The following is a 5,769-nucleotide window of genomic DNA, read 5'->3' on the forward strand; positions in this document are numbered from 1 at the left end:
ATCGGCAGCTTGAGGTTGAAGATCGCGTGGCGGCACAGGCCTTCGGAAAGCCAGTGCGCGATCAGCTCGGCGACGCGGCGCGGTTGTTCGACCATGTCGCAGACGAGCCAGTCGACCGCGCGCGGCGGGCGATAGCGGAAACCGTCCGCGCGCAGGTGGTCGACGAGGCCGGACGCGATCAGGGCCGCGTCCATCGGGCCGTTGTCGACCGCGGTCACGTGCAGCGAGCGCGCGACGAGTTGCCAGGTCCAGCCGCCCGGCGACGCGCCGAGGTCGACCGCGCGCATGCCGGGCTTGAGCCAGCGCTCGCGCTCGCCGTCGTCGAGCAGCACGAGCAGCGCTTCCTCGAGCTTGAGCGTCGATCGGCTCGGCGCGTTGCGCGGGAACTTGAGGCGCGGTATGCCGCCGCGCCACGGCGCGGTCGTCGACCGGTCCGCGGCCGCGACGAACGCGGCGTCGGTCGCCGTCATGCACACGTGCAGGCGCGAACGCGCATCGCGGTCGATGAGCTGGCGCTGCTTGAGCGCGGCGACGAGCGCCGCCTCCAGCCCGCGGCAGAGCGGCGCGAGCTCGCGCGCGGCGTCGCTGTCCGGCGCTTCGACCCACGCGTCGCACCAGCGGCGCCGGCCCGCGGCGGCGTCGTCGCCTTCCGCGATCGGCAGCAGCACCGACAACCGGTCCCTCGGCGGCAGGCCGCGCGCGTCGCCGAGCACGACGAGCAACTGGCGCGCGAACACGAGGTCGCGCCACCGGCCGGCCAGCCCGGCCGCGTCGTCGCTGACGAACTCGACGTAGCCGCTGCCGCGGGCGGCGCGCGCATAGCCGGTTCCCGACAGGCGTGCGTCGAGCGCCGCGAGCTCCTGGGCGCACTCCCCTTCGAAGCCGGGTCGGCAGTACGCTAGCAGGCGCTGGGGGAAGGGTGCGGGCATGGGCGGGGATCGCGGTGCGGTTGCGCATGATGCCGGGGGCGCCTGCGGCTGGCGAGTGTGACCGCGTGCGAGGATTGCCTGCCCGGCTCCGTATAGGGTGTCGGCGCCGCGGGTCGGCGGGCATGGCGCCCGGTCACGGGAGGTTCGGCATGGACAACGCATTGCGTCTTCGGGTGGCCGTCGCGGCCACGCTCGTCGCCACCGCCGGGGCGTCCGCGCTCGCGAACGCGACCGGTGCCGCCACCGCCGCGATCGCAGTGAGCGTGGATGCGGGTGCCGACGTGCATCCGTTCAGCCCGCTCATCTTCGGCGTCGCGTTCGGCGACGGCGTGCGCAACGCCGAGATCGGCTATCCGCTGCGGCGCTGGGGCGGCAATTCGACCACGCGCTACAACTGGCAGGTCGACGTGCACAGCACGGCGTCGGACTGGTACTTCGAGAACATCCCCGGCGCATCGGACCGCACGCACGTACCGCCGCTCGGCAACGACGCCGACGCCTTCATCGGCGAAGCGCGCGCCTACGGCGCGGACGTATTGCTCACGATCCCGACGATCGGCTGGACGCCGCGTGCGGACAGTCCGCAACAGCATCCGTACTTCGCCGGCTTCTCGGTCGCGAAGTACGGTGCCCAGGAACCACCCAATCCCTGGACGGCCGCGACCGATCCGTGGGACCCCGACGCGGGCAGCGGCGAATGCCTGCCCGCGAACAACCCGTCGCCGAACTGCGTCCCGTACGGCAGCCAGGGTGGTCATCACCTCGTCAACAACGATCCGCACGACACCTCGAGCGAAGTCGTGCCCGCGTTCTGGAAGGACTGGATCGCGCACCTGCAGTCGACGTTCGGCGGCGCCACGAGCGGCGGCGTGCGCTACTACGCGCTCGACAACGAAGTGATGCTGTGGAACTCGACCCACCGCGACGTGCATCCGACGCCGACGACGTTCGACGAGACCTGGAACAAGGCGCTCGCCTACGGCGCCGCGATCAAGCAGCAGGACCCGGCCGCGAAGGTGACCGGCCCGGTGACGTGGGGCTATTGCGATCTGTTCGGCTCGGCCGCCGACAACTGCGCCGAGGGCAGCGACCGCGATGCGCACGGCGGCCTGCCGTTCGTCGCGTGGTACCTGCAACAGGTCTGCGCGAATCCTCTCGCGGGCGGTGCGCGCGCGGTCGACGTCCTCGACCTGCATTACTACCCGCAGGGCGACGTCGCGCTCAACGACGACGATTCGGCCTCGACCGCGGCGCGCCGCCTGCGCTCGCTCAAGGAGCTGTACGACCCGGCCTGGGTGTCCGAATCGTGGATCGCCGACCTCGGCGACAACGACGAGAACCACTACAGCAAGCCGAACCTGATCCCGCGCGTGCGCGGCTGGATCGGCCAGTACTGCCCCGGAACGAAGCTCGCGATCACCGAATACAACTGGGGCAACGACGGCACCACGAGTGGCGCGGTCGCGCAAGCCGAACTGTTCGGCATCTTCGCTCGCGAAGGCGTCGACATGGCGACGCGCTGGGTCGCGCCCGAGTCCGGTTCGGTGGTCGAACGCGCGTACACGCTGTTCCTCGACTACGACGGCGCCGGCGCGCGCGTGCAGGGCAACAGCGTGCGCGCACAGAGCGCGAACGTGGACGCGATCGGCGCTTACGCGTTCAACGCGGGCGGGCGCACGATGGTGCTGCTCACGAACAAGACGACGACCGCGCAGGACGTCGCCGTCGCGTTCGCGAGCGCGCCCGGCACGAGCTGGACGCTGTACGGCTTCGACGCGACGCACGCGGTGCACGTGCTCGCGACCGGATCGGTCGCCGGCACCAGCGTGTCGTTGAGCGGATTGCCTGCGATGTCGGCGAACCTGCTCGTCGTGACCGGCGCGGATTCGATCTTCCGCAACGGCTTCGATTGACGGGCGTGCGCAGAAAAGCTTGAAACACCGAGCACACCGAGCACACGAAGAAGGCAGTTTCGATCGAGCGCTTTTCCTCTGTGGGCTCCGTGTGCTCCGTGTTTCCATCTTTCGTTTCGACACCCCGACACGCCGAGACGGCCGAGTAACGCGCGAGGTGGGGCGACAGCCGCGCAACGGCGTGTCCCTCCGTCCACGGTGTTGTCGCGGCCTCAATAAGTCGTGCCGCCCACGCGTGCGTAGAGGTGGAACACCTCGCGTGCCTCGTCGCGCAGCACGTCGCGCACCACCGCGATGCCGCGACGTTCGAGTTCGCCGACCCAGTCCGCCGGAAGCGGGCCCTCGTCGAACTCGCTCAGGTCCATCACGTCGCTCGCGCGCGCACCGATGCGCAGTTCGTCGATGCCGGCCCAGAAGCTCGCGCCGTAACACTGGCAGCACGGCTGCGCGCTCGTCGCGAGCACGTAGCGCGCGCCGTCCTCATTGAGGCGTGCGCGGCCGAGGCGGGCCTGGGCGGCCATGAAGGCCATCATCTCGGCGTGCGCGATCGAGCACGCCTGCGGCAGCACGCGATTGACGCCCGCGGCGACGAGGCGGCCGTCGCCGTCGAAGATCGCCGCGCCGAACGGCCCGCCGCTGCGTTCCTCGACGTTGCGCCGCGCGAGCCGGATCGCGAAACCGACCTGCGCGCCGGGATCGGCGAACACGCGTCCGGGCGGCGCTTCGTCGTCGAGCCAGGCGGGCAGGGCGAGCGTGATCGATGTCGGCATGGCGGCGTCCCGTGGATGACGCCGACAGCGTAGCGGCTCGGTCGACGCGGCGTCACGCGGGCGCGGCGGCGCCCTCGGCGGCCTGCGCGGCCACGGCATCGCGGCCGGCCGGCGACGCGCGCAGCTCGCGCACGAACGCGGCCAGGGCCGTGCCGATCGGCGCCGGCGAGTCCTCCTGCAGGTAGTGGATGCCGGGCACGGTGACTTCGCGCTGGTTGGGCCAGGTCCGGCAGACCTCGCGCGCGCGTCCGGTCAGCAGCGCGCCCGGTTCGGCATTGACGAACAGCTTCGGCACCTCGTCGTGCGCGAGCCAGTCGGCGTACTCGGCGACGATCGCATCGACGTCGGCGGGCGCGCCGTCGATCGGCAGCTCGCGCGCCCACAGCAGCGTCTGCAGCCGCGCCGGCGCGCTCGCGGTGGGCGTGCGGTACGCAGCCATCTCGGCGTCCGAGAGCGGCCGCAACACGCTCTTCGGCAGCACCGTCTCGACGAAGAAGTTGTCGTCGAGCGCGAGCCGCTCGCCGTCGGGCGAGCGCAGCGCGCGGAACAGGCCGGCGCGCGCGGCCGGGAAATCGTCCCAGCGGCGCGGCTGCACGAGCGCCTCCATGTAGGCGATGCCTTGCACCTGACGTGCGTGGCGTCGCGCGCGGTGGAAGCCGAGCGCCGAGCCCCAGTCGTGCAGCACGAGGACGATGTCGCGTTCGAGGCCGAGCGCGTCGAACCACGCGTCGAGGTAGCGCGCGTGCTCGATGAAGCGCAGCGGCCCCGCCGGCGACGGCGACGAACGCCCCATGCCGACGAGGTCGGGCGCCAGGCAGCGGCCGAGTCCGGCCAGGTGCGGCAGCACGTTGCGCCAGAGGTAGGACGACGTGGGGTTGCCGTGGAGGAACACGATCGGGTCGCCGCTGCCGGTGTCGACGTAGTCGATCTCGGCGTCGAGCACGCGCACGCGGCGGCGCGGGTGGAGGTCGTCGGTTGCAATCATGGTCGTTCCTCGTAGCGGATGGACGGGCGCGGCAAGGCTAGGGCGGCGCCGACGGCGGCCCGGTTCCAGTTGCGGCGATTCCGTGCGGACCAGTCGCGCATGTGCTTGCCAGCGCATCGCTCACCCCGCACCATCGCGCGATCGCACGGAAGGGACGGGGCATGCCACGAGGATCCGACGCGGCGCTCGCGCGCAATCCGGGCATCGACGCGCTGCGCGGGCTGTCGATCCTGCTCGTCGTGCTACACCACCTCGGCTTGCGCATCCCGCTCAAGGCGAGCCTGCTCGGCGACATCGTGCCCGCGCGCGTGCTCGCCGCGCTCAACTGGAACGGCTACGAGGCCGTGTTCGTGTTCTTCGTGGTCTCCGGCTTCCTCATCGCTCGGCACTCGATCGCGCGCTGGGGCAGCCTTGCGCAGATCGACGTCGGCGCGTTCTACCTGCGACGCAGCGCGCGCATCCTGCCGTGCCTCGCGCTCGTCGTGGCCGTGCTGTCGCTGCTGCACCTCGCCGGCGCCGCGGATTACGTGATCGCGCGCGAAGGGCAGTCGCTGCCGCGCGCGATCGCCGCCGCGTTCGGCCTGCACCTCAACTGGTACGAGGGGCGCACCGGCTACCTGCCGGGCGGCTGGGACGTGCTCTGGTCGCTGTCGATCGAGGAGGTGTTCTATCTCGGCTTCCCGCTCGCCTGCCTCGCCGTGCGCAGCGAGCGCGTGCTGCTCGTCGTGCTCGTCACGTTCGCGCTCACGTTGCCGGTCACGCGCGCGGCGCTCGACGGCAACGAGATCTGGCAGGAGAAGGCCTACCTGCCGGGCATGGCCGCGATCGCGTGCGGCGTCCTCGCGGCGCTGGCGTCGGCACGCTGGACCGCGCGCGCGCCGTGGGTCGCGCGCCGGCTCGTCGTGTTCGGGGCCACCGGGCTCGCGAGCGTGCTGTTCGTCGAAGGGTGGTGGTGGTCGTGGCTCGGCAACGGCACGATGCTCGTGCTGACGGGGTCGGTCGCCTGCATCCTCATCGGCCTCGACGGCGACGGCTCCCACGGTGGCGCGCGCGGTTTCGGCTGGCTGCGCTCGTTCGGCCGGCTCAGCTACGAGATCTACCTCGGCCACATGTTCGTCGTCTTCGCGGTCGTCGCGCTGCACAAGGCGAGCGGCGCGAATGCGGCGTGGAGC

At 71.6% G+C, this 5,769-nt stretch carries 5 protein-coding genes; 2 read left to right on the plus strand and 3 right to left on the minus strand.

All coding sequences use genetic code 11. The features are described 5' to 3' along the window. The coding region (gene rlmM / locus VI238_RS12545; RefSeq protein WP_331651850.1) for a 23S rRNA (cytidine(2498)-2'-O)-methyltransferase RlmM at positions 1 to 929 on the minus strand (929 nt) is incomplete at its 3' end. 149 nt (positions 930 to 1,078) lie between these two features. Here rlmM and VI238_RS12550 point away from each other — a divergent pair. After that, positions 1,079 to 2,842, plus strand: coding sequence for a glycoside hydrolase family 44 protein (locus VI238_RS12550; RefSeq protein WP_331651852.1), 1,764 nt, complete (start codon positions 1,079 to 1,081; stop codon positions 2,840 to 2,842). 212 nt (positions 2,843 to 3,054) lie between these two features. On the opposite strand, the gene VI238_RS12555 is transcribed toward VI238_RS12550, so the two are convergent. Both VI238_RS12555 and VI238_RS12560 read right to left on the minus strand, forming a co-directional pair. Next, the gene (locus tag VI238_RS12555; protein WP_331651854.1) at positions 3,055 to 3,612 is read right to left on the minus strand and encodes a nucleoside deaminase; all 558 of its coding nucleotides are present in this window, start codon (positions 3,610 to 3,612) and stop codon (positions 3,055 to 3,057) included. Between the two features lie 52 nt (positions 3,613 to 3,664). Further along, on the minus strand, positions 3,665 to 4,597 hold the full coding sequence (locus tag VI238_RS12560) for a haloalkane dehalogenase (protein WP_331651856.1): 933 nt from the start codon (positions 4,595 to 4,597) through the stop codon (positions 3,665 to 3,667). Positions 4,598 to 4,758: 161 nt separating this feature from the next. Between VI238_RS12560 and VI238_RS12565 the strand changes: the two genes are divergently transcribed. After that, positions 4,759 to 5,769: acyltransferase (locus VI238_RS12565; RefSeq protein WP_331651858.1), on the plus strand; the 1,011-nt coding region annotated here is incomplete at its 3' end.

Source organism: Dokdonella sp. (assembly GCF_036518555.1).
Taxonomy (GTDB): domain Bacteria; phylum Pseudomonadota; class Gammaproteobacteria; order Xanthomonadales; family Rhodanobacteraceae; genus Dokdonella_A.

Bases quoted from the DNA above. Each gene is read 5' to 3' on its own strand.
- VI238_RS12560 (WP_331651856.1), bottom strand. From the start codon at position 4,597: ATGATTGCAACCGACGACCTCCACCCGCGCCGCCGCGTGCGCGTGCTC.
- VI238_RS12555 (WP_331651854.1), bottom strand. From the start codon at position 3,612: ATGCCGACATCGATCACGCTCGCCCTGCCCGCCTGGCTCGACGACGAA.
- VI238_RS12550 (WP_331651852.1), top strand. From the start codon at position 1,079: ATGGACAACGCATTGCGTCTTCGGGTGGCCGTCGCGGCCACGCTCGTC.